Here is a 24341-nt window from a genome sequence, read left to right as displayed (position 1 = left end):
AAGAAAAAAAATGGATGTAATTGATAGAAAAATACTAGAAAGATTAAATGTTGACGGAAGAATTACAATGAAGAATTTGGCAAACGAGCTTGGCTTATCTGCTCCTGCTGTTGCTGAAAGAGTAAAAAGATTAGAACAAAAAGGAATAATTACTGCTTATAAAGCTATAATAAACAGAGAAAAACTTGGTCAAGGGATAACCGTATTTATTACCATAGATATGCCCGCAAGTAAGTATGATGAATTTAAGGAGTTTGCAAATAATACAAGTGAAATAAGCGAATTTTATTATTTAACGGGGCAGTATTCTCTAATAATAAAAGCTTATGTAACAAGTACAACTCACCTTGCAGAGCTTCTTGAAGGAGCACAACAATTTGGAACAACAGAAACATTTGTTGTTATGTATGCTCATGTAAAAGATAATATTTTTTGATATAAAAATGAAATAAATATGAAAAATAGTCGAAAATTGCTTCTAATTTTCGGCTTTTTTATTGCTATTTAAAATTTAAAGAATTATAATAAATGATAATTATTTGGGATGGGTGTAATGGAATCAATTAATAAATTAGGTGTAGATATTGGCTCGACTACTGTTAAAGTAGTCATTATGGACATTGATAATAATATTTTATATTCAAAATATGAAAGACATTTTGCAAATATTCAAGATACTCTTTTAAGTATGATAAAAGAGGCTTTAGATAAAATAGGGGATTGTAAAATTTACCCGGTTATAACAGGTTCAGGTGGGCTTAGCCTATCAAGTTACTTAAATATTCCTTTCGTTCAAGAAGTTGTTGCGGTTTCAACTGTTCTTAGAAAATTTCATCCAAATACCGATGTAGCAATAGAGATTGGTGGAGAAGATGCCAAAATTATCTATTTTGACGGTGGAATAGAACAGAGAATGAATGGTATATGTGCAGGAGGTACAGGTTCTTTTATTGATCAAATGGCTTCATTGTTAAAAACAGACGCCAACGGACTTAATGAACTTGCGAAGGATTATAAAAATATATATCCTATTGCCGCAAGATGCGGGGTATTTGCAAAAAGTGATATACAACCGCTTATTAATGAAGGCGCAACAAGAGAAAATCTTGCAGCTTCTATTTTCCAAGCTGTTGTTAATCAAACAATAAGCGGGCTTGCTTGTGGTAAACCAATAAGAGGTAATGTTGCTTTCTTAGGTGGTCCTCTTTATTTTATGAGTGAACTTAAAAAAGCTTTTATAAGAACTCTTAATTTAGAAGATGAAAATGTAATATCTCCAGAAAATCCGCACTTGTTTGCAGCCATAGGGGCAGCTTTAAGCAGTGAAGAAAAAGAAAATATTACATTAGAAGAATTAGAAACAAGATTAAATAGTGAGATAAAGCTAAATAGTGAAATAAAAAGAATGGAAAGTCTTTTTGAAAGTAAGGAAGATTATGAAGATTTTACAAAAAGACATGCTGTTCATACAGTAAAAAAAGGTAGTTTGGAAAACTATAAAGGAAATTGTTATCTTGGTATAGATGCGGGGTCTACAACAACAAAACTTGCACTTTGCAGTGAAGAGGGAGATTTGTTATATTCTTTCTACAGCAGTAATAATGGTTCTGTTTTGGAAACTACCATGAAAGCAATGAGAGATATTTATTCAAAACTTCCAAAAGATGCAAAAATTGTTTATTCATGTTCAACAGGTTATGGGGAAGATTTGGTAAAATCAGCTCTTATGCTAGATGAAGGAGAAGTTGAAACAATAGCTCATTATTATGCTGCATCTTTCTTTGATCCAAAAGTTGATTGTATTTTGGATATTGGCGGTCAAGATATGAAGTGCATAAAGATAAAGAATGGTTCTGTTGATAATGTACTTCTTAACGAAGCTTGTTCTTCAGGATGTGGTTCATTTATTGAAACTTTTGCTAAATCTCTTGATTACAGCGTTGAAGATTTCGCAAAAGAAGCTTTGTTTGCAAAAAATCCTATAGACCTTGGAACAAGATGTACTGTATTTATGAATTCAAACGTTAAACAAGCTCAAAAAGAAGGTGCACCGGTAAGCGATATTTCTGCAGGACTTGCTTATTCAGTTATAAAAAATGCATTATATAAAATAATAAAATTAACAAATCCTGATGATCTTGGAAAACACGTTGTTGTTCAAGGTGGAACTTTCTATAATGATGCTGTTTTAAGAGCCTTTGAAAAAATTTCGGGACATGATGCCGTAAGACCTGATATTGCAGGAATTATGGGAGCCTTTGGTGCTGCTTTGATAGCAAAAGAAAGATATGAAGAAGGAAAAGAAACTTCCATGCTTGACTTGGAAGGAATAAATAAACTTACATATACTACTGTTACAACAAGATGTAAGGGATGTACAAATAACTGCTATCTTACAATAAATAGTTTTGACGGTGGTAAAAGAAAGTTTATAACAGGAAACAGATGCGAAAAAGGGGCTGGAATACATAAAGATAAGGCGACTGATATAAACTTGTTTGAATATAAAAATGAAATAACTTTTGATTATGAACCGTTGAGTGAGGAAGAAGCAATAAACGGAACTGTAGGTATTCCAAGAGTTCTTAATATGTATGAAAACTATCCTTTCTGGGCTACTTTATTTAAAGAGCTTAAGTTTAGAGTTGTTCTTTCTCCTGTATCAACGAGAAAACTTTATGAATATGGAATTGAATCAATTCCAAGTGAATCAGAATGTTATCCTGCAAAACTTTCTCATGGACATGTTACATATTTAATAAGACAAGGAATAAAAACTATATTCTATCCTTGTATTCCTTATGAAAGAGATGAAACACCTGAAGCAGGAAACCATTATAACTGTCCTATTGTTACATCTTATGCAGAAAACATCAAAAATAATGTCGAAGAAATCGAAAGTGAAAATGTTAAATTTTTAAATCCTTTCTTTGCATTTACAAATAAAAATACAATAAAAGAAGGAATAATTAGAGAATTTACAAAAGGTGGAGAAACAGGTTTTGACTTAGATAAAAATGATGTTTCAAAAGCCGTTGATAAAGCTTGGGATGAGCTTTTAAACGTAAGAGAAAAAATAGCGAAAAAAGGCGAAGAAGTAGTAAAATATCTTGATGAAACAGGAAAGAGAGGGATTGTTCTTGCCGGCAGACCATATCATGTAGACCCTGAGGTAAATCATGGTATTGATAAAATGATAAACTCTTATGGTATTGCAGTATTAACCGAAGACAGCGTTTCTCATCTTGGTGAAGTTGAAAGACCTCTTATTGTAATGGATCAATGGATGTATCATTCAAGATTATATAAAGCTGCAAGCTTTGTAAAGACAAAAGATAATATTGATCTTGTACAACTTAACTCATTTGGTTGTGGTCTTGATGCTGTTACTGTTGACGGGGTAAAAGATATCTTATCTTCTGCAGGAAAAATTCATACTGTACTTAAAATTGATGAAGTAAATAACTTAGGAGCTGCAAGAATCAGAATTCGTTCACTTCTTGCAACACTTAAAATAAGAGATAAGAAAAAAACAAAGAGAAAAATAAAAAAATCAAGCTATGAAAGAGTTGAATTTACAAAGGAAATGAAGAAAGATTATACAATTCTTTCTCCTCAAATGTCTCCTATACATTTCTCATTGTTTGAAGCTGCTCTTAATGCTTGTGGGTATAAGTATGAAGCATTACAAGATGATAGTAAAACAGCTGTTGATATAGGGCTAAAATATGTAAATAACGATGCTTGTTATCCTTCTTTGATTGTTGTTGGCCAAATTATGGAAGCATTGAATTCAGGTAAATACGATACTGACAAAGTTGCCATAATGATAACTCAAACAGGTGGAGGATGCAGAGCGACAAACTATATCGGATTTATTCGTAGAGCTCTTGAAAATGCCGGAATGGGACATATTCCTGTAATTTCCCTAAATGCAAACGGAATAGAAACAAACGAAGGATTTAAAATAACACCTAAACTTTTAAACAAAGGTTTGCAGGCTGTTGTTTACGGCGATTTGTTTATGAGAGTGTTATATAGAATGAGACCTTACGAAGTAGTAAAAGGTTCTGCAGATTTACTTCATAAAAAATGGGAAGAAAAATGTATAAAAGATTTATCAAAACCTCGTTCTTCTAAAAAAGTTTTCCATGAAAACATAAGAAATATTATAAGAGAGTTTGATGAACTTCCAATTACAAATGAAGTTAAACCAAAAGTTGGAATAGTAGGTGAAATTCTTGTTAAATTCCTTCCCGGAGCAAATAATCATTTGGTAGACTTACTTGAAAAAGAAGGAGCGGAAGCCGTTATGCCGGATCTTCTTGATTTCTTATTATACTGTTTCTATAACAATAACTTTAAATCAGATAAACTTGGTATGAAGAAAATCAGCGCAACAATATCCAATTTAGGAATAAACTTTATAGAAACATACAGGAAAGTTTATAAAGAAGAATGTGCAAAGAGCGTACACTTTAATGCGCCAAATCAAATAAATAAACTTGCTTATTATGCAAATGATGTTGTATCTGTTGGTAATCAGACAGGAGAAGGCTGGTTCTTAACAGGTGAAATTTTAGAACTTATTAAATCAGGCGTAAACAATGTTGTTTGTACACAACCTTTCGGTTGCCTTCCAAACCACGTCGTTGGTAAAGGGGTAATTAAGAAAATAAGAGAAATGTATCCTTTATCAAATATTGTTGCAATAGACTACGACCCTGGAGCAAGTGAAGTTAATCAGCTTAACAGAATCAAGCTTATGCTTTCTCAAGCAAATATGAATTTAAAAGAAGTTCTTGAAGCTGAAACTGTCGATGCATAAATATTTAAAGAGTTTTAGATATTTCTAAAACTCTTTTTTATATTTTATAAATTAAAATGAAGTTTTGATTTATAAAATATTTTTTATGAGATACAGTAATAAAATTTGTATTTAAAGTGTGTGTAGTCATTATACCCATTTTTTATGAAAAACGGGTGATATACAAATAAACAGCCGATATGGTAAAATAATCATAACATATAACATTAAAATTAAATGAGAAAAATAATGAAGAAAAAAATACTCAAATATATTTTAATGGCTGTGGTATGTTTTACGTTTATGTTCTGTTTTATGCCAAATATAAGTTTTGCGGCAACGGGAGATTGGACATATGATGTCAATGCTGAAACTTTAACGAACAGTGAAGATGATACATTGGTAATAAGAAACGTAACGGCATCGGGAAACGAACTTTCCATAGGAAAGAACGATGGTGCAACATTTACGAATTTGGATTTAACGGGAAAAATAGCAGATATTAATGGGAACGAGTATTTAATTACTTCCATTGAAAGTAAGGCGTTTTTTCAATGTGCTTCTTTAAAAACAATAACGTTTCCGGACACTCTTGTTTCAATAGGTGCTTCTGCATTTGAAGAGTGTATTGCTTTGGAGGAAATAACTATACCAGAAAGTGTTGTTTCAATGGATGGAGGGGTATTTAATCGTTGTCGATCTTTAGAGAAAGTAACTATTTTTGGAAAGATAACATCCATTGAAACAGGATTATTTGCAAATTGTTCTTCTTTAAAGGAAATAACATTACCCGATACTCTTCAGGCAATTGGTTTGAATTCTTTTTATCTTTGTTCTCCACTTGAAACTATTTATTTAAACAGTGAAATTCCTCCTACTGTTAATGTTACGGCATTTCAGTATTGTCATAATATTAATAGAATATACGTTCCTTACGGAAGCTTGGAAAGCTATAAGAACGCACAGGTTTGGATGGGGTATGCAGATTATATAACTTTTGAGAAGAAAAATCTTACGGTAGTGAAGGGAACGGGAAGCGGTTCTTATGGTATCGGACAAAGCGTAACGGTGAAAGCAGATGACAATGATGAAAACGGACACTTTTTAAAGTGGAGCTCGGATAGTTCTCAGATAAGCTTTAAGGATGAAAATGCGAAGGAAACATCGTTTACGATGCCTCAAAACGATGTTGTTGTAACGGCGGTTTTTGAAGAACACGAGTATGTAAACGGAAAATGCAGTGTATGCGGATATGATAACTCAAATTATAATATTCAAAACGATGATGATAAAAATAATGAAAGTGTAAAGAGTGAAGGTAAATCAGATAACATTTCAACGGATAAACCTTCTTCATCGGTTGATACATCAGACGAAAACAACATGGTTTATTATATTATAGGTGTATTGGTTTCCGTTGTGGGAATAGCAGGTTTAAGTATTTATAAATATAAAAAAGTTCGTTAAATTTTTAATATTCTTTTTGTATATTGAAAAATTATTTTTTAATTGCTTGATATTTATATAATTTTATTTTTGAATATGTTTAAAAAACTGATTCAAACTTTCATTTTAAATTAAACTAAAAACACATCTTTAAAGATGTGTTTTTATGTCTATTTGTTTTCTTCATTATTTTCTTTTTGGACATAGGCAATGCCTATTGCCCCTGGTCCTGCATAGGTTCCAACTGTCGGGCCTATTGATATTATTTCGCTTTCTTCTATTGGAAGGTGTTTATACATGAAATCTTTAAAGTTTTCAATTGCCTTGTGTGCATGAGAATGACCAAATGTTACAGGATAAGAATAATCAATGTTACCCTTTACTCTTTCAAGCATAAATTTGTAAGATAATTTTTTCCCTCTTACTTTTCCTTCCTGTTCAAGTTCTCCGTCAACTGCCTTTAATACTGGATTAATATTTAACATCTCGCCTATTGCTGCTGTTGTTTTGGATATTCTTCCTCCATACATTAGATATTTTAATGTATTTAAGCATACGAAAAGTCTCAAATTTTTTGTCAAATGCTCTATTTTTATTGCAATTTCACTGGCGCTTTTCCCTTCGTCTCTCATCTTTACGGCTTCATTTATAAGAAGATATGTTCCAAAGCTTGCAATTTTTGAATCTACAATATAAATTTTGTCTTCATCTACTTCATTTTTTGCTATTGTTGCAGACTGCATAGTACCGCTTAATTTTGAAGATACCATTATTGCAACTATTTCATCACCTTGTGCTATATATTTTTCAAATACTTCTTTAAACTTTATTGGGCTTGGTTGTGATGTAGTAGGGAGATTGTCGTGTGCTAAAAGCAACTTTTCATAAAATTCATCATTAGAAATATTAACACTATCTAAAAATTCATCATCGCCAAATCTTACCGTTAAAGGTACTACCGTAATATCAAGTTTTTCTACAATTTCTTTGCTTAAATCGCATGTACTGTCTACAATTATTCTTACCATTTTATTCACCTGCCTTGCTTTTATTTGTAAAGAATTTTTCAAGTTCTACAACGCCTTGAATAAGAACTTCTCTTTTTTCTTCTGGGAAAAAATTAAGCATTTCTCTTACCATATTTTCGTGAAATTGTGCATGATTTTTTTCTACTTCGTGTCCAAGTTTTGTTGCATAAATTTTTATGACTCTTTTGTCTTCATCGTTTCTTTCTCTTTTTAAATAACCTTTTTTTTCAAGAGCATTAACGCTTATTGTTAATGTTCCAGGAGTAATATTTAATGATTTTGCAATGTTTGAAGATGTATTATTTCCGGCTTTTTCGTTTTTTACCACGGCTTCTATTACGTGCATTTCTCTTATTGAAAGGTTTTTGAATTTACCTTTTTTTAAAGCATTACCTTCAACTTTTAGTATCTCATTAAATATTTCAACTAAAAAGTCATTTAAAATTTGTTCTTGCTTATTCATAAAATCTCCATTCTTAAGGCTTAAAGTTAACTAAATTATATCATGGGGTTATATTAAAAGCAAAAACAATATGCTTTATAACATAAAATATTTTAATGGGTTTTTAATGTTAGATTAATTGCAAATTTAATAATATTTATATATTATATAAACATATAAATTTGCTTTGGAGGACATCTTTGATATGAATGAAAAAAAACTATATAAAAGCAGAGATGATAAATGGTTTGGGGGAGTATGCGGGGGTATAGGAGAGTATTTTGATGTAGATTCTATAATAATAAGAATAGTAGCAATAATTTTAGGGATTGTTACAAGTGGTATTCTTATTTTTATATATCTTTTACTTTGTTTTTTAATTCCTTATGAGCCTATAAGAGAATATACAATGCATAGTAAAAAGTTTTCTTCTTTTTATTCTAATGGTTCTGGTGTAAATGATTATAATACAAATTTTAATGCTGGAGTATATAATTTTGAGGATGATAAAATTAACAAAAATAAAAATCAACAAAAGATAGGTTTATTTTTAGTTGTAATAGGTGTTATTTTATTTCTTGGGAATATTCTACCTAAATCTTTATCAGATTTTATTGTTCCTGTGTGTTTATTGATTGTTGGACTTCTTTTGATAATATCAAGTGTTCCATTTAAACAAAAAAATAAAAATATTGACTATGACACTATGAACAATATTAATTATAATAATGTTAATGATTCGACTAATAAAAAAGATGAGTTTCAAAAAGAACAAAACATTAATAAAGCAGAACATATTGTAAAAGAGGGAAATGTAGACAAAGAAGAAAAAATAGTAAAGGAAGAAAAATCTTTTGTTAACGTATCTTCAAATGCAGTTGAAGAAACCAAAGAAAAAGAAAATGATTCAGATAAAGGTGAGTTTACCATTGATGAAATAAAAAAAATGAGAGAAGAAGGTAGTGAAAGTCATGAATAGAAATTTAAAAATAATACTTGGGATACTTTTAATTGTAATTGGTGTCGGGTGTATATTAAATTTACTTGATATATATATTCTCTCTTTTTCAGGGTTTATAAAATCAGTGGATTTAATGTGGCCTTTATTCTTGGTTGTTATTGGATTGTTTCTTTTATATCAGAGTAAGAAAATCAGAGCTGCCGTTTTAGCTGTTATGATTGTATTGATGTTTGCTGGAACAATTTACTTTACAACAACAAGTCATTATAATCTTTTTAATAATAACCATGATTTTAATTTTAATGAACATTATAATGATTCCGATAACTTTTTTAATAATTAATGTTATAATATATATAAGAAAAAGATATTATAAAGGAGTTTATTATGATTTTTGAATTTGATCTTAGAACCGATAATGAAAATTTCCATAATATAACAAGTATGGTTAAAAGAGCTCTTAAGGAAAGTAAGGTGCAAAATGGCTTATGCATTGTATTTTCTCCTCATACAACTGCAGGGATAACAATAAATGAAGCTGCGGATCCTGACGTGGTTGGTGATATGATATTTGCTTTTGATAAGTTTTTCCCTGATATGAGAGAATTTAGACACTATGAAGGTAATAGTACTGCTCATATAAAAACCAGTGTTGTAGGGTGTAGCGAAACTATTATAGTTAAAGATAATGAATTGTTGCTTGGTACATGGCAGGGTATATACTTTGCTGAATTTGATGGTCCAAGACACAGAAGATTTTATGTAAAAATAATTGAAGATTAATTTTAAAGAAGCATTTTTATGCTTCTTTTTTTATGTTTTTACATGTTTTTTTACCTTAAAACACTGGTTTAATCATAAAAATGAGGCTTTTTTATTGCTTTTTTTGATTTTAGGGTGTATAATAATTCAGGCTAGATGAGTGGGCGTATGTCCACTCATTGTTTTATATTGTTTTATTTAGGAGGCTTTATATTGAAAATTACAGATAAAATTGAAGCTTTAAGTGAAGATATCTTAAGTGAAAATGGGCTTGAACTTGTTGATATAGAATTTAAAAAAGAAGGAAACAACAAAGTTTTAAGATTATATATTGAAAGAATTGAAGGGAGAGTCAACCTTGATGATATAAGTAATGTAACAAGACTTATATCAGATATGCTTGATGAAGAAGACATAATAGAAGAAGAATATATTTTGGAAGTATCTTCTCCCGGAGTAAACAGAGTTATAAAAAAAGAAAAAGATTTTATAAAGTTTACGGGTAAAAAGATAGATGTAGCACTTTTTAAGTCAGTGGATGGAAGAAAAAAATTCAGTGGTATTTTGGAAGGGTATGAAGACGGAAAAGTTTTAGTTTTGGTAGATGATGATCATATGGCAATTCCAAAAGAAGATATAAGTAAAGTTAATTTAAGTTTTGATTTTAAATTTTAATTAAGGAGTAAAAAAATGGCAAGAAAGAAAAAACAAGAAGCAGATCATTCTTTAAAAGATTTTATTGAAGCATTAGATGAGATTAACAAATCAAAAGGTATAGATAAAGAAGAAATTATAGTAGCAGTTGAGCAAGCTCTTGTTGCTGCTTACAAAAAAGACACAAGAAGCAATGTTGATTTGGTTGTAAATATAAACAGAACAACTGGGGCTATTGATGCTTTTTATTCAAAAGAAATAGTAGAAGAAGTTGAAGATGAAGATAAGGAAATTTCACTTCATGAAGCATTGGTTCTTGATAAAAGCGCTGTTCTTGGGGGAAGTGTTATAACTCATATTGATCCAAAAGGTTTTGGTAGAATTGCAACACAAAACGCAAAACAACTTATTATTCAAAAACTTAAAGAATCAGAAAGAAATATCATCAGCAATACATTCATGAAGAAAAAAGATGAAATGGTAAGCGGTGTTATTCAAAGAGAAGAATATAAAGAAGTAAAGAAAATGATTCATGGAGAAACTGTAATTGAACAAAACAGAATTATCCATATTGATTTAGGTAAGGCTGAAGGTATAATGAACAGCCAAAACCAAGTAAAAAGTGAACATTATCATCCTGGAATGAGACTTAAAGTTTATGTTGCAGATGTAATAATAACAACAAGAGGACCTCAAATAATTCTTTCAAGAACACATCCGGGACTTGTTAAAAGATTATTTGAAGAAGAAGTTGCTGAAATTTCAGACGGAGTGGTTGAAATTAAATCAATTTCAAGAGAAGCCGGAAGTAGAAGCAAACTTGCTGTTTATTCTGAAGATGAACAAATCGATCCTGTTGGAACATGTATTGGACCTAAAGGAATCAGAATTCAAAATGTATTAAATGAAATCGGTGAAGAAAAAATTGATATTATTAAATGGAGTGAAGATCCTGTTGAATACATTAAAAATGCATTAGCTCCTGCCGAAGTTTTAAAAGTTGATATTTTACAAACAGAAGAAAACGACGGGAAAAATTCTGCTATGGTTGTTGTAGATGATTCTCAACTTTCTCTTGCAATAGGTAAAGACGGACAAAACGTAAGACTTGCTGCAAGACTTACAGGTTGGAAGATTGATATTAAAAGCAAAAGCAAATTTGAAAGTGAAAATGCCGATAGTGAAATAAATATTTTAGACAGCGTTGAAGAAGTTTTACTTTCAGAAGATGAAGAATAATTTAAGAGGTGGAAAATGAAAAAGACACCACTTAGAACATGCTTGATTTGCAGAGAAAAATTTAACAAAAGAGATTTATTAAGAATTGTAAGGGATAAAGAAAACAACAAAGTTGTTTTTGATAAAAGCGGTAAAATGAACGGGCGAGGAGCCTATATTTGTAAAAATCCCGATTGCATAGAAAAAATGGTAAATGCAAAAATAATAAACAATTCTCTTAATATGAATCTTACTAATGATGATATTATTCCTCTAAAAGAAGAGGTTTTAAAGTATATAAAATAAAGTAAGGAGGGTTTTTTAGTATGAGAGTTTACGATATGGCTAAAGAATATGGCTTTCCAAGTAAAGAGTTTGCTGAAATAATGAAAAATATGGGTATTCCCGTAAAAAATCATATGAGTGCCGTAAGCGCACAACAAGAAAAATATTTTAGAAATAATTTTAATAAAGAGGATTATTTAAAAAATAAAGGAAATAAACCTGTTGATAAAACACAAGAACAAAACGAAGATGAAAAGACAAATAAAAAAGAAGAAAGAAAAAATCCTATTGATAAAAAACAAAAGGATAATAAGAAAAACAATAAAAATACTCGTTTTGTTAAATCTGACAATAAGGGAGAAAAAGAACCTGAAGTTGTTGTAATATATAATGAAGAAAAGAAGAATAATAAAAACAAGCCTAAGAAAAGTAACAAACATTATGATTATGACAGTAATGATGATAAAAATGATAATGTTGTAAAAGGTGAAAAATTTAAAAACAAAAAAAATGATAATAGAAATCAAAAGAATGAAAAAAGCTACGGTTCAAAGAAAAATAAGAAAAATAAAAAAGATAAAAAAGAAGTAGTTCCTAAATTTATTGATAATTCAAAGAAATCTAAGGTTTCTAAATCAAAATATAAAAAGAAAAACAAACAAGAAAGAGAAGAAAAACAATTAGAAAATTCTTTGGTTAGCGAAATCACAATTCCGGATGGAATTACTGTAAGTGAACTTGCTGCTAAAATAAACAAAGCTCCAACAGAAGTTATAAAAATCTTAATGGGCTATGGAGTAATGGCAAACTTGAATCAATCAATTGATTTTGATACTGCTTCTATTGTTTGTGAAGAGTTTGAAATAACATGTAATCTTGAAGATGAAAATAAAGCAATTGATGATTTATTTGATTCTCACTATGAAAATGAAGATGAACTTGTAAAAAGACCACCTATTATTACAGTAATGGGACATGTTGACCATGGTAAAACATCTTTACTTGACGCAATAAGACATACAAACGTAATTGCAGGGGAAGCCGGTGGTATTACACAACATATTGGTGCTTATACAATTACAATCAATAATGAAAAAATCACATTTATTGATACTCCTGGACATGAAGCTTTTACAGCTATGCGTTCAAGAGGTGCATCTGTTACAGATATAGCAGTACTTGTAGTAGCTGCTGATGACGGGGTTATGCCTCAAACAGTTGAAGCTATAAACCATGCCAAAGATGCAGGGGTACCTATTATTGTTGCAATAAATAAAATAGATAAACCTGGTGCAAACCCTGATAGAGTAATGCAAGAACTTACTGAGTATGGACTTGTAAGTGAAGATTGGGGTGGGGATACAATTTGCGTTAAAATTTCTGCAAAGAAAAGACAAGGTATCGAAGATTTACTTGAAATGATACTTCTTGTAGCAGAAGTGGAAGAACTAAAAGCTCATCCAAGCAAACCTGCCGTAGGTACTGTTATTGAAGCTAGACTTGATAAACAAAAAGGTACTGTTGCAACACTTCTTGTTAAGTCAGGTATCTTAAATGACGGTGATACAGTTGTATGTAACGATGTATACGGTAAAGTAAGAGCTATGATGGATGATAAAGGTAATAAAATAAAAGTTGCAGGACCATCTACAGCTATTGAAATTTTAGGATTTAATGAAGTTCCTAATGCCGGTGAAAAATTCTTTGTTGCTGAAAATGAAAGAGAAGGAAGAAAATTTGCCGAAAGAAGAAAAGCTATAATGAGAGAAAATGCGCTTAAGAAGAGCGGACCTGTAAGCTTAGATGATTTATTCAATCAAATAAGCGAAGGCGAACTTAAGGAATTAAAACTTATTGTTAAGGCCGATGTAAAAGGTTCATTAGAAGCATTAACACAATCTCTTGAAAAATTAAATGATAATGAAGATGGTGTTAAAGTAAGCGTAATTCACGGTGGTGTAGGTGCTATTACAGAAAGTGACGTTACATTAGCCGCTGCTTCAAATGCTCTTATTATTGCATTTAACGTAAGACCTGAAGCAAATGCAAAGACAGCAGCTGCAAAAGAAGAAGTAGAAATAAGAAGTTACAATGTAATTTATCATGTAATGGAAGAAATCGAAAAAGCGCTTAAAGGCTTACTTGATCCTGAATTTAAGGAAGTTATTGTTGGTATGGCTGAAGTAAGAGAAACCTTTAAGGTTCCAAATATTGGTTTGGTAGCCGGTTCTTATGTTACTGAAGGTGTTATTAACAGAAATGACAAGATAAGAATAATAAGAGACGGTGTAGTTATATTTGAAAGTGAAATAGCTTCTCTTAAGAGATTTAAAGATGATGTAAGAGAAGTACAATCAGGATATGAATGTGGTATTGGTGTTGAAAACTTTAATGATATTAAAGTTGGAGATGTTTTTGAAACATTCAAAATGGAAGAAATCGAAAGAGAGTAAAAAACCTTATGGGATATAGAATAGAAAGAGTAAACGAGCTGATTAAAAACGAATTATCGCTTTTAATCGAGCTTGAACTTCAAGACCCAAGATTAAAAGAAGCAATAATAAGTGTAACAAGAGTAAAAGCAACTCCCGATTTAAAATATGCAAAAGTATATGTAAGTATAATGGGAGAAAATAATAAGAAAGAAGAAATTATTGGAGTGCTTGATAAAGCTAAGGGCTTTTTAAGAAAGTCTATATCAAAAGTTTTACAAACAAAAAATACTCCTGAACTTATTTTTGAACTTGATGATTCTTTGGATTATGCGATGCATATAGACGAAGTTTTAGCAGGTTTAAATCTTGAAGAGGATGAATAAAATGATAGATAGATTTATAGAAATTCTTGAAAATAACAATACATTTTTAATACTTACTCACAAAAATCCTGACGGTGATGCTCTAGGATCATCACTTGCAATGAAAAAAACACTTAAACTTATAGGTAAAGATGTTGACTTATATGTTCAAACGCCTATTCCTGTAAATTTAGAAGATATGATTTTGGAAGAGGAAGTTGCAAAATTAGATGATTTAAAAGCAAACTATGATGTTTGTCTTTCAATGGATTCAAGTAGTGAAGATTATTTATTCGGAAATGATTTAAGAAACTTATGCAATAAAACAATAGTAATAGATCATCATGTAACAAATGCAAAATATGGAGATATAAATGTTGTAAGCGAAAAAGCCGCTGCAACCGGAGAGCTTGTTTTTGCAATAAGCTCTAAAATACTTGGGACATTGCCTTTAGATATTGCAAGTCTTATATATGTAGCAATATCAACTGATACAGGTAATTTCTCTTATTCAAACACTACTCCTACAACTCATATTATTGGAAGTAAACTTTTAAAACTTGGTGTTGATCAAGGTAAGATTAATGAAATGGTTAAACTTAAAGATTTAAAAAGTTTGATTATAAGAAAAAAATCTTTAGAAAGTATTTATGCTTTTAACAATAATCAAATTTTGGTTATGGTGCTTGATGATGAAAGTATAAATGAAAATACTGATACTGATGGACTAATTGATGCTATTAGATATATTAAAGGATGTAAACTTGCTGCACTTGTAAAAAGAGCAGATGAAAACTCTTTTAAAGTTTCTTTAAGAAGCGGTGGTGGAAATGTTAATGCTGCTGAAATAGCAAAAGAATTTGGCGGTGGAGGACATGTTAAAGCTGCCGGATTTACTTTTGAAGGAGATAAAAACGAAATTTTAACAATACTTAAAGATATTGATTTAGAGGTTTAATTTGATAAACGGTGTAATTTGCATTAACAAAGAGCAAAACATGACAAGTCATGATGTTTGTTTTAAGGTAAGAAAGATTCTTGGTGAAAAAAAAATTGGGCATAGTGGTACACTGGATCCTATGGCAACAGGAGTAATGGGAGTTCTTGTATGTAGAAGCACAAAACTTTCCAGTTATATTACTGCGTTTGAAAAAGAATATATTGCAAATATAGAATTTGGAAAAGAAAGTGACAGTTATGATATATGGACGGCTACAAGAGAATTTTCTCTTCCTGATTTTTCATTGGATGAGTTTATTTTTGCAATTAATAAATTTAAAGGCAATATTACTCAGACTCCTCCTATATATTCTGCCATAAAAGTAAAAGGTAAACCGTTATATAAATATGCGTTGGAAGGAAAAGAAGTTGAAATTCCATCCAGAGAAGTTTATATAAATGATATTGAAGTTATTGATACCGATTTGCCAAGATATGCTACCATAAAAGTTTCCTGTTCAAAAGGGACTTACATAAGAAGCTTAATAAGCGATATAGGCAAAGAACTTGGAACAAGAGCTGTTATGAGCGGTCTTATAAGGACAAAGAACGGAGCGCTAAAAATAGAAAACAGCATTACATTAAGTGAACTTGAAGAAAAAGTAGTTAGCGGTCAATTAAAAGATGTTTTGCAAAATGATGATTTGTTTTTAAAGGATTTGGAAAGAGTAGATATTAATCCGAGAAGCAGTAAAATCATATTAAACGGTAATGCTTTGATTAGAAAAAATATTTTAACAAATGTCAGTGAAATTAAAGAGAATTCATTGGTAAGGTTATATTTAGATGATAAGTTTATCGGTGTAGGCAAAAGAGTAGAAGAAGAAAATATATTAATAAGACCAATTAAGATTTTATACGGGGAACAAAAATAATGAAAATATTTCATTCGTTTGGTGAAGCTGATAAAAAAGAAAAATTATCTATGGCCTTTGGTTATTTTGACGGAATACACTTGGGACATAAGAAAATTATAGAAGAACAAGATAAAAGTCTAAAAAACTGCGTTGTTACATTTGATAAACATCCAATGGATTTAATAAATAAACAAAAAGCTCCTAAAAGACTTATGACAATGGATGAAAAAATAGAGTATTTGACTGAAATGGGAATTGATTATTTATTTATTATATCTTTTGATTATGATTTTATGAATTTAAAAGATACTGAATTTGTAAATCTTGTTTTAGACAATGTTAACATGCAAAAAATGAAAGTCGGATTTAATTATCATTTTGGGAAAAACGGAAGCGGAGATAGTGAACTTCTTAAAAAACTTTCAAAAGAAAAAGGTTTTGAAATAAAAGTTGTAGATGAATTTAAAATTGACAATGAAAGAGTTTGTTCTACTGCTATAAGAAATTATATAAAAGATGGCAATATACAAAAAGCCAATAAATTTTTAGGCAGACCTTATATGGTTGAGGGGATAGTTTGTGAAGGTAAACATCTTGGAAGACAGATAGGAATACCAACTGCAAATATATTTCCTGATGAAATAAAAGCTATGCCTAAAAGAGGCGTTTATGTAAGCAGAGTTACAATAGATAACGAAGTCTTTTATGGAATAAGCAACGTAGGTGTAAATCCTACATTTAGAGAAACCCCAAGAGTAGAAACAAACATATTTGATTTCGATAGAGATATTTACGGTAAAAAAATAAAAGTAGAGTTTTTAGAATTTGAAAGAGAAGAAAGAGCTTTTGATTCTATTGAAGAATTAAAAACGACTATTCAAAAAAGTATACAATTTGGTAAAAATTACGTAAAAAATAAACTTAATTATTAAATTTGTTTAATTAAATAAAGTAAATATAATTTATTTAATTTAAAAATTAAAAAAATTAGCTTTATTTTATAAAAGTGTTTGGTATTTTTAACGTAATAAGTTATAATAGAACTAGTATTTTATCATTTTAGATTAAAGGAGGAAGAAAATGAAAAAAGGAAAAAAATTATTAGCATGCTTGTTAGTTGTAGGAATGCTTATAGGATTTACAGCTTGTGGATCTAGTGATGATTCTGCAAACGGAGAAAAAACTTATATAATTGCTACAGATACAACATTTGCACCATTTGAATTTACAGATGAAAACAATAATTTCACTGGTATTGATGTTGAGTTACTTGATGCAATAGCAAAAGATCAAGGTTTTAATTATGAACTTCAATCTTTAGGTTTTGATGCAGCTGTTGCAGCTTTAGAATCAAATCAAGCTGACGCAGTAATTGCAGGTATGAGTATAACAGATGAAAGAAAAGAAAAATATGATTTCTCTGAACCATATTATGATTCTGGTGTAGTTATGGCTGTTAAAGCTGATAACACAACAATCAAAAGCTATGAAGATTTAAAAGGTGAAACAGTAGCTTGTAAAACAGGTACAGAAGGTGCTACTTTTGCTGAATCTATAAAAGATCAATATGGATTTGAAATTTCATATTTTAAAGATTCTCCAAAAATGTACGAAGACGTTAAAACTGGAAATACTGTAGCTTGTTTTGAAGATTATCCTGTAATGGGTTATGGTATCTCTCAAGGAAACGGATTAAAAATGGTAACAGACATGGAAAAAGGTTCTTCTTATGGTTTTGCTGTATTAAAAGGTAAAAATTCAGAACTAATTGAAATGTTCAATGCAGGTTTAAAAAATATTAAAGATAGTGGAGAATATCAAAAAATATTAGATAAATATATTGCAGATAAATAGAAATAAAAAAATAGTTGGAGTGATTTAATGAATTTAATAGAGGTTTTTACTGAAGCAGCCCCATTACTTTTTGAAGGGTTTGCAATGACAATACAAATAACAATAATATCATTAATAATAGCGTTTTTCTTAGGGCTTATCTCTTGTATTATGGGGTTATCAAGTTTTAAACCTTTTAAAGCTATATCTAAATTTTATTTATGGATTATAAGAGGAACACCGCTTTTGGTACAATGTTTCTTTGTATACTTTAGTATTCCTCAGTTAATACAATCTTTTGGTATGGATTTTAGACTTACTGCTTATGCAGCCGGTTTAATAACTCTTTCTTTAAACGCCGGTGCATATATGTCTGAAATTTTTAGAGGAGGTATTCAAGCTGTTGATAAAGGTCAAATGGAAGCAGCGAGAAGTTTGGGCTTACCTAAAAGCAGAGCTATGATAAAGGTAATTTTACCTCAAGCTATTAAAATATGTATTCCTTCTCTTGTAAATCAGTTTATTATTACTCTAAAGGATACATCTATTATTTCTGTTATTAGTTTAGGTGAGGTAGTATATCAAGCCAATATTTATATCGGAAGAACAATGAATTCATTTGCTACATGGACTATTGTAGGTATAATGTATTTGGTAGCGATTACTATACTTTCTATGATTTCTAATTACATTGAAAGGAGAGTAACCAATGAGTAAATTAAAAGTAACTGATCTACATAAATATTTTAAAAAGTTAGAAGTTTTAAAAGGAATAGATCTTGAAATAAAAGAAGGCGAAGTTGTTTGCATAATCGGTCCTTCCGGCTCAGGTAAAAGTACTTTTTTAAGATGTTTAAATCTTTTGGAAGTTCCAACTAAAGGTGAAATCGAAATTGACGGTAAGTTGATAACAGATAAGAAAAACGATATTAATAAAATGAGAGAAAATATTGGAATGGTATTCCAACAATTTAATCTTTTCCCTCATTTAACTGTTAAAAAAAATATTATGCTTGCTCCGGTAGATTTAAAATTAAAAACACCTGAAGAAGCAGAAAAAAAAGCTTTGGAACTTCTTGAAAGAGTAGGACTTGCTGAAAAAGCAGACGTATATCCTAAGAAACTTTCAGGTGGACAACAACAAAGAGTTGCTATAGCAAGAGCGCTTGCAATGGAGCCTGACATAATGATGTTTGATGAACCTACTTCTGCCCTTGACCCAGAAATGGTTGGAGAAGTTTTAAGTGTTATGAAAGAACTTGCTGCTCAAGGGATGACAATGGTAATTGTTACTCACGAAATAGGTTTTGCCAGAGAAGTAGCGGATAGGGTTATATTTATGGATGAAGGTATTATTATCGAACAAGGACCACCTTCAGAAGTAATCGGAAATCCTCAAAATCAAAGAACTAAAGACTTTTTAAATAAAGTTTTATAAAAAAGAAGGAGATATCCTTCTTTTTTTTATTTTTTTTACAATGAATTTTAATATATTAATAATAAGGTTATAATAAAATTTATATTGAAATGATAAATAGGAAATACCAAAAAAAGCACCTTAAGGTGCTTTTTTATAATGAATTTATTATTTCAACGTATTTTTCTTTTGGATAAGCTCCTACTTCTCTTGCTACTTGTTCTCCGCCTTTAAAGAAGATAACTGTAGGAATGCTCATTACTCTAAACTGAATTGCAAGTTCTTGATTTGTATCAACATCAAGTTTACATACTTTAATTTTATTAGAATATTCTTCAGCAATTTCATCTATTGTTGGAGCAAGACCTCTACATGGACCGCACCAAGTTGCCCAAAAATCAACCATAACAGGTTTATCACTATTTAAAACTTCAGTTTCAAAATTTTCATTTGTTATTGTCACGATATTTTGATTAGCCATAATAGACCTCCTTTAATTCATTATTTACATTTTATGATATTATATCACCTTATTATGAATATTTATATATTTTATTAAAATTAAATATTAATAATTAAATTTATCATTTTATTTTATGATATAATAATTTAAAATATATCAAAAGAAAAGGCTTGTATGAAAAAAGAACTTAATGAAAGAATAAGAACATATATACATAAAAATCCCGTAAGACTTCATATGCCGGGACATAAAGGAAGAATAAATGATTTTTATTTAAAAGATTTAACAGAACTTTCTTTTAATGATAATTTATTATCTCCAAGTGATGTTATTCTAAATTTGCAAAATAAAATATCTGATATTTTTAATACAAAATATTCTTTTATTTTAGTAAATGGAAGCACAGGAGGGATTATAAGTTCCATTTTATATTCCTTAAAAAAAAATGATAAAATATTGATTCCAAGAAATAGTCATATTTCATCATATTATGGTTTATATTTAAGTGATGCTAATCCTATTTATATTTATCCAAAGAATAATGATATCGGAATAAGTGAAGAAGAATATATATCTGTATTAAATGAAAATAAAGATATAAAAGCAGTCTTTATAACATATCCAAGTTATTTTGGATATGCACTTGATATAAAGAGTTTATGCAGAAGAATAAAAGAAATAAATAAGGAAATTATTATAATTGTAGATGAAGCACATGGAACTCATTTTTCTTTTAGTAATGAATATCCTGCTTCAGCACTTAATGCACAAAGTGATATAGTAATTACATCTATGCATAAGACATTAACGGGATTAACTCAAACTTCACTTTTACATATAAACAGTGATATAATTGATATTCAAAGGTTGAAATTATTTTTCAAGATGACAACTTCAACATCTCCTTCATTTTTGTTTTTGCAAAGTGTAGAAGAAGCAGTATCTTTTGCAGAGGAAAAAGGAGAAAGTATATTACTTCAAATAAAAGAATGGTATACTGATGCAAAAAAAGAAATAGAAGAAAATACAGAGTTTTATTTAGAGGAATTTAACAGTGATATACATGACTATACAAAAATATGTATAAATGTTGATAATACTATTTTTGATGGATATTCATTATCAGAAATACTGGAAAATAAGTATGATATATTTACAGAATGTTCAACAGAAAAATATGTTTTGGTATATCTTGGACTGTTTAGTAAAAAAAGCGATATTGATAGTTTAATTAGTGCATTAAAAGATATCAATAAAACATATAAAACTAATGTAGGCAAAAAAAAGGATATTATTTTTAAACATAATGAACCTATAATAAAATTTTCTATGAGAAAAACTTTATCTTTTGAAAAAGAAAGAGTGAAAATAGATGATAGTTTAGGGTGTGTAAGTTATGATTTTATAGTTCCTTATCCTCCGGGATATCCTATACTTACTCCAGGGGAAATAATTAATAAAGAAATAATAGATTATATAAAAGAAATAAAAGATAAACAAACAATTCTAGGAATAGAAAATGGATTTATAAATGTTATTAAGGAGAAATAATGGCAAAGGGAAAACTATTTGTAATAGAAGGGCTTGATGGAAGTGGAAAGCAAACACAAAGTGAACTTTTAGTTAAAAGACTAAAAGAAGAAGGATACAATGTTTTAAGGGCAAGTTATCCCAATTATGAAAGTGATTCTTCGGCTTTGGTAAAAATGTATTTAAACGGTGATTTTGGAAGTAATGCAGAAGATATAGACCCAAAGGTTGCTTCTACATTTTATGCCGTTGATAGATATGCAACATATAAAAAGGATTATGAAGAATTTTATAATAATGGTGGAATAATTATTGCAGACAGATATGTAACTTCAAATATGCTTCATCAAGGTTGTAAAATAAAAGATATAAAGAAAAGAGAAGAATTTTTAAATTGGCTGTTGGATTATGAATATAATATGTTTAAAATTCCTACTCCCGATAAAATATTTTTCTTGGATATTGACCCTAAAGTTTCTCAAAAACTTATAAAAGACAGAGATAATAAATTTACAAATGAGCATGAAAAAGATATTCATGAAAGTAATTTTGAATATTTAATGTCTGCTTATGAAAATGTAAATTTTCTTATAAAAAATTATGGTTTTGAAAGAATTGAGTGTGTAGAAGATAATAATTTAAAAAGTATTGAAGATATTAATAATGATTTATACAAAAGAATTAAAAATAATTTAGGAGGTAATACAATGAAATTAATAATAGCGATTGTTCAAAATGAAGATGCTTTCATTTTATCAGATGCACTTACAGATGAAGGTTACCAAGTAACTAAGCTAAGCACAATGGGCGGATTTTTAAAATTAAAAAATGTTACATTGATGATAGGAACCGAAGATGAAAAGGTTGAAAGAGCTCTTGAAATAATGAAAAAAATATGTAAAAAAAGAGAACAGGTTGTTTCTACTCCTGTTGATGCTTCATTTATGGAAAGTCCTCTTACTACTTATTCTGCAAGTGTTGAAGTTGGAGGGGCAACTGTATTTATCTTAGATGTTGCTAGATTTGAAAAATATTAATTATGTTTGATAATTTATTAAAAACCGAAAAGGATATTTTGTTAAATCATATAAATAATGATACTATGGCTCACGCCTATTTGTTTTATGGTGCAAAAGAAGAAGTTTTAGATAATACCATACTAGAATTCTTAAAAACTTTGTATTGTAAAAACAGTAGGTATTATTGTGATGAGTGCGATGATTGCTTAAAAATAAATACAAATAATAATATAGATATTACTAATATTTATAAAGATGGTGCAAGCATAAAAATAAAGCAGATAAGACAGATGCAATATAAAGTTTCTCTTTCAAGCAGTGAATACAAATATAATATTTTTGTTGTTCATGGTGCTGATGCTATGAGTGTTGAAGCCGCAAATGCATTTTTAAAAACACTGGAAGAGCCTGTAAAAGATACAATTATAATATTATCTTCTTCAAAAAAAGAGATGATTTTACCAACTATTCTTTCAAGGTGTATAGAAATTAAGGTAAATGACAGCAATGAAAATGTTACTCTTTCTGATGAAGAGAAAGCATATTTGCTTGAAAATTTACTTTCTATATTTAGAGGAAATAACTTAAATAATGTAAATATTAGCAAAAAACTTGTAAAGGATAGAAATAAAGTTGAAAATTATGCAGTTTTTATAATGAAATTTTTATCAGATGTGTTAATATATAAGGAAAGCAACTTGGATATTACTTTTAATGAAGATAAAAATAATTATAAAAATTATGTTAAAGAAGTAAATAAACTTGTTACAAAACACAAACTAAAAAAAATCATTGATAAAATGTTAAACATAAACTTAATGATTAATTATAATGTTAATGCCTCATTGGCATTTTTAAGTTTGTTTATGTATATTGAGGAGGATATTTAATGCAAAAAGTAGTGGGGGTAAGATTTAAACCCGCAGGTAAGATATATTATTTTGATCCTGAAAATATTTATTTAAAATTACAGGATAATGTTATTGTTGAAACAGCAAGAGGTCTTGAATATGGAACTGTTGCCGGTAAGGTTAAGTATGTTGAAGATGAAGAAGTAACAAAACCTATAAAACCCGTAATAAGAAAAGCAACAGCTAAAGATACTAAAATTCACGAAGAAAATCTTGTTAAAGCTGAAAAAGCTTTGGAAATTTGTAAAAAAGAAATAGCTAAACAAGGTCTTGATATGAAGCTAATAAGAGCAGAATATACATTTAATGCTCAAAAGGTAATTTTTTATTTTACCGCAGATGGCAGAATTGATTTTAGAGAACTTGTAAAGAATTTAGCTGCTATATTTAGAATTAGAATTGAACTTAGACAAATAGGTGTAAGAGACGAATCCAAAATACTTGGAGGGCTTGGACCTTGTGGTTGTGAACTTTGTTGTAATAAATGGCTTGGAGAATTCCAACCTGTTTCAATAAAAATGGCAAAAGAACAAGGTTTATCTCTTAATCCTTCAAAAATTTCTGGAATATGCGGAAGACTTCTTTGTTGTCTTCAATATGAGCATAATTGCTATGAAGATGCTCTTGCAAGACTTCCAAGAGTTTCTGATAAAGTTAAAACCGAAGATGGAGTGGGTACAATAGAAAGACTAAATGTACTAAAAGAAACTTTACTTGTTAAATTTGAAAATGATGGAGATATAGCTTTTAAAGAATATAAAAACGATGAAGTAAAAGTTATAAAGAGAAAGAAAAAACATTGTAACAATAAAGAATGTGACAATAAAAATTGTCCTAACCATTCAAAACATGAAGAAACAGAAGAACATTTTGATGAAGAATTAAAAGCACTTGAAAGAGAAGACTAGGAGA

24 protein-coding genes and 1 pseudogene are annotated in these 24341 nt (G+C 29.4%); 22 read left to right on the top strand and 3 right to left on the bottom strand.

What is annotated here, in order from left to right; genetic code table 11:
* Positions 1–10: 10 nt before the first annotated feature.
* The 3 genes from M6G78_RS07345 to M6G78_RS07335 all read left to right on the top strand — a co-directional run bounded on the left by M6G78_RS07345 (position 11) and on the right by M6G78_RS07335 (position 6274).
* Positions 11–436: an Lrp/AsnC family transcriptional regulator gene (locus M6G78_RS07345; protein WP_138268801.1), complete on the top strand. Its 426-nt coding sequence runs from the start codon at positions 11–13 to the stop codon at positions 434–436.
* Positions 437–553: 117 nt separating this feature from the next.
* Entirely contained in the window at positions 554–4828 is a 4275-nt protein-coding gene (locus M6G78_RS07340) for a 2-hydroxyacyl-CoA dehydratase (RefSeq protein WP_253230023.1), read from the top strand.
* Positions 4829–5056: 228 nt separating this feature from the next.
* A complete protein-coding gene (locus tag M6G78_RS07335; RefSeq protein WP_171020592.1) occupies positions 5057–6274 on the top strand; it encodes a leucine-rich repeat protein in 1218 nt (405 codons plus the stop codon).
* A gap of 149 nt (positions 6275–6423) precedes the next feature.
* Here the strand turns inward: M6G78_RS07335 and M6G78_RS07330 are convergent, their stop codons facing one another.
* Together M6G78_RS07330 and M6G78_RS07325 are read right to left on the bottom strand one after the other, a co-directional pair.
* The gene (locus M6G78_RS07330) at positions 6424–7281 is read right to left on the bottom strand and encodes a DegV family protein (protein ID WP_253230022.1); all 858 of its coding nucleotides are present in this window, start codon (positions 7279–7281) and stop codon (positions 6424–6426) included.
* A gap of 1 nt (position 7282) precedes the next feature.
* Positions 7283–7744, bottom strand: a complete 462-nt coding sequence (locus tag M6G78_RS07325; RefSeq protein ID WP_138268797.1) for a MarR family winged helix-turn-helix transcriptional regulator — start codon at positions 7742–7744, stop codon at positions 7283–7285.
* 184 nt (positions 7745–7928) lie between these two features.
* On the opposite strand from M6G78_RS07325, the gene M6G78_RS07320 reads away from it, so the two are divergent.
* The 14 genes from M6G78_RS07320 (at position 7929) to M6G78_RS07255 (ending at position 19527) form a co-directional block, all read left to right on the top strand.
* Entirely contained in the window at positions 7929–8702 is a 774-nt protein-coding gene (locus tag M6G78_RS07320) for a PspC domain-containing protein (RefSeq protein ID WP_253230021.1), read from the top strand.
* Positions 8695–9027: a hypothetical protein gene (locus M6G78_RS07315; protein ID WP_253230020.1), complete on the top strand. Its 333-nt coding sequence runs from the start codon at positions 8695–8697 to the stop codon at positions 9025–9027. The genes M6G78_RS07320 and M6G78_RS07315 overlap by 8 nt, the downstream gene beginning before the upstream one ends.
* Before the next feature lie 44 nt (positions 9028–9071).
* Complete coding sequence (locus tag M6G78_RS07310) at positions 9072–9467, top strand: secondary thiamine-phosphate synthase enzyme YjbQ (RefSeq protein WP_253230019.1); 396 nt, start codon at positions 9072–9074, stop codon at positions 9465–9467.
* Between the two features lie 192 nt (positions 9468–9659).
* On the top strand, positions 9660–10121 hold the full coding sequence (gene rimP, locus M6G78_RS07305; protein WP_171020591.1) for a ribosome maturation factor RimP: 462 nt from the start codon (positions 9660–9662) through the stop codon (positions 10119–10121).
* Between the two features lie 15 nt (positions 10122–10136).
* Positions 10137–11339 (top strand): transcription termination factor NusA, encoded by a 1203-nt coding sequence (nusA, locus tag M6G78_RS07300; RefSeq protein ID WP_253230018.1) that lies wholly within the window; start codon positions 10137–10139, stop codon positions 11337–11339.
* Positions 11340–11354: 15 nt separating this feature from the next.
* Positions 11355–11624: an RNase P modulator RnpM gene (gene rnpM, locus M6G78_RS07295; RefSeq protein WP_138268791.1), complete on the top strand. Its 270-nt coding sequence runs from the start codon at positions 11355–11357 to the stop codon at positions 11622–11624.
* A gap of 20 nt (positions 11625–11644) precedes the next feature.
* A complete protein-coding gene (infB, locus tag M6G78_RS07290; RefSeq protein WP_138268790.1) occupies positions 11645–14056 on the top strand; it encodes a translation initiation factor IF-2 in 2412 nt (803 codons plus the stop codon).
* 8 nt (positions 14057–14064) lie between these two features.
* Positions 14065–14421, top strand: a complete 357-nt coding sequence (rbfA, locus tag M6G78_RS07285; protein ID WP_138268789.1) for a 30S ribosome-binding factor RbfA — start codon at positions 14065–14067, stop codon at positions 14419–14421.
* A gap of 1 nt (position 14422) precedes the next feature.
* Complete coding sequence (locus tag M6G78_RS07280) at positions 14423–15358, top strand: bifunctional oligoribonuclease/PAP phosphatase NrnA (protein WP_171020590.1); 936 nt, start codon at positions 14423–14425, stop codon at positions 15356–15358.
* Position 15359: 1 nt separating this feature from the next.
* The gene (truB, locus tag M6G78_RS07275; protein WP_253230017.1) at positions 15360–16274 is read left to right on the top strand and encodes a tRNA pseudouridine(55) synthase TruB; all 915 of its coding nucleotides are present in this window, start codon (positions 15360–15362) and stop codon (positions 16272–16274) included.
* Positions 16274–17188 carry a bifunctional riboflavin kinase/FAD synthetase gene (locus M6G78_RS07270; RefSeq protein WP_253230016.1) on the top strand — a complete coding sequence of 305 codons (915 nt, stop codon included), beginning with the start codon at positions 16274–16276 and terminating at the stop codon, positions 17186–17188. Before truB ends, M6G78_RS07270 begins: the two co-directional genes overlap by 1 nt.
* 148 nt (positions 17189–17336) lie before the next feature.
* On the top strand, positions 17337–18110 hold the full coding sequence (locus tag M6G78_RS07265; RefSeq protein WP_253230015.1) for a transporter substrate-binding domain-containing protein: 774 nt from the start codon (positions 17337–17339) through the stop codon (positions 18108–18110).
* 27 nt (positions 18111–18137) lie between these two features.
* A complete protein-coding gene (locus M6G78_RS07260) occupies positions 18138–18806 on the top strand; it encodes an amino acid ABC transporter permease (protein ID WP_207669791.1) in 669 nt (222 codons plus the stop codon).
* Positions 18799–19527 carry an amino acid ABC transporter ATP-binding protein gene (locus M6G78_RS07255; RefSeq protein WP_138268785.1) on the top strand — a complete coding sequence of 243 codons (729 nt, stop codon included), beginning with the start codon at positions 18799–18801 and terminating at the stop codon, positions 19525–19527. Before M6G78_RS07260 ends, M6G78_RS07255 begins: the two co-directional genes overlap by 8 nt.
* A 133-nt stretch (positions 19528–19660) precedes the next feature.
* On the opposite strand, the gene trxA is transcribed toward M6G78_RS07255, so the two are convergent.
* Positions 19661–19987 carry a thioredoxin gene (gene trxA, locus M6G78_RS07250; protein ID WP_138268784.1) on the bottom strand — a complete coding sequence of 109 codons (327 nt, stop codon included), beginning with the start codon at positions 19985–19987 and terminating at the stop codon, positions 19661–19663.
* A gap of 156 nt (positions 19988–20143) precedes the next feature.
* Between trxA and M6G78_RS07245 the strand changes: the two genes are divergently transcribed.
* The 5 genes and pseudogenes from M6G78_RS07245 (at position 20144) to M6G78_RS07225 (ending at position 24337) form a co-directional block, all read left to right on the top strand.
* Positions 20144–21520, top strand: coding sequence for an aminotransferase class I/II-fold pyridoxal phosphate-dependent enzyme (locus tag M6G78_RS07245; protein WP_253230014.1), 1377 nt, complete (start codon positions 20144–20146; stop codon positions 21518–21520).
* Positions 21520–22182 (top strand): annotated as a pseudogene (locus M6G78_RS07240) (dTMP kinase); the annotation flags it as partial. The gene M6G78_RS07245 and the pseudogene M6G78_RS07240, both read left to right, overlap by 1 nt.
* A 24-nt stretch (positions 22183–22206) precedes the next feature.
* The gene (locus tag M6G78_RS07235) at positions 22207–22536 is read left to right on the top strand and encodes a cyclic-di-AMP receptor (protein ID WP_171020594.1); all 330 of its coding nucleotides are present in this window, start codon (positions 22207–22209) and stop codon (positions 22534–22536) included.
* 38 nt (positions 22537–22574) lie between these two features.
* Positions 22575–23408 carry a hypothetical protein gene (locus M6G78_RS07230; protein WP_253230013.1) on the top strand — a complete coding sequence of 278 codons (834 nt, stop codon included), beginning with the start codon at positions 22575–22577 and terminating at the stop codon, positions 23406–23408.
* Positions 23408–24337, top strand: a complete 930-nt coding sequence (locus M6G78_RS07225) for a stage 0 sporulation family protein (RefSeq protein ID WP_253230012.1) — start codon at positions 23408–23410, stop codon at positions 24335–24337. Before M6G78_RS07230 ends, M6G78_RS07225 begins: the two co-directional genes overlap by 1 nt.
* The last annotated feature ends 4 nt before the right edge of the window (positions 24338–24341 follow it).

The organism is Anaerofustis sp. NSJ-163 (assembly GCF_024135845.1).
Taxonomy (GTDB): Bacteria; Bacillota; Clostridia; order Eubacteriales; family Anaerofustaceae; genus Anaerofustis; species Anaerofustis butyriciformans.
This window is presented reverse-complemented; position numbering and strand designations above follow the sequence as displayed.

Coding starts and splice junctions, on each gene's coding strand:
- M6G78_RS07345 (WP_138268801.1), top strand. CDS start 11: ATGGATGTAATTGATAGAAAAATACTAGAAAGATTAAATGTTGACGGA.
- M6G78_RS07340 (WP_253230023.1), top strand. CDS start 554: ATGGAATCAATTAATAAATTAGGTGTAGATATTGGCTCGACTACTGTT.
- M6G78_RS07335 (WP_171020592.1), top strand. CDS start 5,057: ATGAAGAAAAAAATACTCAAATATATTTTAATGGCTGTGGTATGTTTT.
- M6G78_RS07330 (WP_253230022.1), bottom strand. CDS start 7,281: ATGGTAAGAATAATTGTAGACAGTACATGCGATTTAAGCAAAGAAATT.
- M6G78_RS07325 (WP_138268797.1), bottom strand. CDS start 7,744: ATGAATAAGCAAGAACAAATTTTAAATGACTTTTTAGTTGAAATATTT.
- M6G78_RS07320 (WP_253230021.1), top strand. CDS start 7,929: ATGAATGAAAAAAAACTATATAAAAGCAGAGATGATAAATGGTTTGGG.
- M6G78_RS07315 (WP_253230020.1), top strand. CDS start 8,695: ATGAATAGAAATTTAAAAATAATACTTGGGATACTTTTAATTGTAATT.
- M6G78_RS07310 (WP_253230019.1), top strand. CDS start 9,072: ATGATTTTTGAATTTGATCTTAGAACCGATAATGAAAATTTCCATAAT.
- nusA (WP_253230018.1), top strand. CDS start 10,137: ATGGCAAGAAAGAAAAAACAAGAAGCAGATCATTCTTTAAAAGATTTT.
- rnpM (WP_138268791.1), top strand. CDS start 11,355: ATGAAAAAGACACCACTTAGAACATGCTTGATTTGCAGAGAAAAATTT.
- infB (WP_138268790.1), top strand. CDS start 11,645: ATGAGAGTTTACGATATGGCTAAAGAATATGGCTTTCCAAGTAAAGAG.
- rbfA (WP_138268789.1), top strand. CDS start 14,065: ATGGGATATAGAATAGAAAGAGTAAACGAGCTGATTAAAAACGAATTA.
- M6G78_RS07280 (WP_171020590.1), top strand. CDS start 14,423: ATGATAGATAGATTTATAGAAATTCTTGAAAATAACAATACATTTTTA.
- M6G78_RS07270 (WP_253230016.1), top strand. CDS start 16,274: ATGAAAATATTTCATTCGTTTGGTGAAGCTGATAAAAAAGAAAAATTA.
- M6G78_RS07265 (WP_253230015.1), top strand. CDS start 17,337: ATGAAAAAAGGAAAAAAATTATTAGCATGCTTGTTAGTTGTAGGAATG.
- M6G78_RS07260 (WP_207669791.1), top strand. CDS start 18,138: ATGAATTTAATAGAGGTTTTTACTGAAGCAGCCCCATTACTTTTTGAA.
- M6G78_RS07255 (WP_138268785.1), top strand. CDS start 18,799: ATGAGTAAATTAAAAGTAACTGATCTACATAAATATTTTAAAAAGTTA.
- trxA (WP_138268784.1), bottom strand. CDS start 19,987: ATGGCTAATCAAAATATCGTGACAATAACAAATGAAAATTTTGAAACT.
- M6G78_RS07245 (WP_253230014.1), top strand. CDS start 20,144: ATGAAAAAAGAACTTAATGAAAGAATAAGAACATATATACATAAAAAT.
- M6G78_RS07235 (WP_171020594.1), top strand. CDS start 22,207: ATGAAATTAATAATAGCGATTGTTCAAAATGAAGATGCTTTCATTTTA.
- M6G78_RS07225 (WP_253230012.1), top strand. CDS start 23,408: ATGCAAAAAGTAGTGGGGGTAAGATTTAAACCCGCAGGTAAGATATAT.